General features: G+C 76.2%; 1 protein-coding gene and 1 pseudogene. Both read right to left on the bottom strand.

Annotation, left to right across the window (positions count from 1 at the left end; translation table 11 throughout):
• Positions 1-173: pseudogene (locus KVS67_RS14175) on the bottom strand (phosphatidylinositol kinase); the annotation flags it as partial.
• Positions 173-320: DUF3090 family protein (locus KVS67_RS11750; protein WP_217565424.1), on the bottom strand; the 148-nt coding region annotated here is incomplete at its 5' end. The gene KVS67_RS11750 and the pseudogene KVS67_RS14175, both read right to left, overlap by 1 nt.

Raw genomic sequence — 320 nt, 5'->3', positions numbered from 1 at the left:
GGGGTGCCCGCGGGGCGGACCCGCACCGGGGCCTGGCCGTCCACCGGCATGTAGACCACCGGTGTGTCACCGATCGCGCCGAGGAACGTGGCGTTGGACGCCGTCGTGATGCGGCCGGTGAGCATCAGCCCCCCGGACACCAGCTCGCCGGCGGGCACGTCCGCGGCGCTCATCAGGAGTCGGGGAAAGTGCAGTCGTGGCCGCCGGGGTCGATGGGCTGGCCGCAGTCCGAGCAGACCGGACGCCCGGCGACCACGACCTCCCGGGTGCGCCGAGCGAACGCCCGGGCGGCGCCGACGGGCATCCGCACGCGCACGGCC

Origin of the sequence: Micrococcus sp. GbtcB5 (assembly GCF_019091605.1) — a bacterium.
Classification (GTDB): domain Bacteria; phylum Actinomycetota; class Actinomycetes; order Actinomycetales; family Micrococcaceae; genus Micrococcus; species Micrococcus luteus.
The sequence above is the reverse complement of the archived record's forward strand: the minus strand, read 5'-3'. Positions and strand labels throughout refer to the sequence as shown.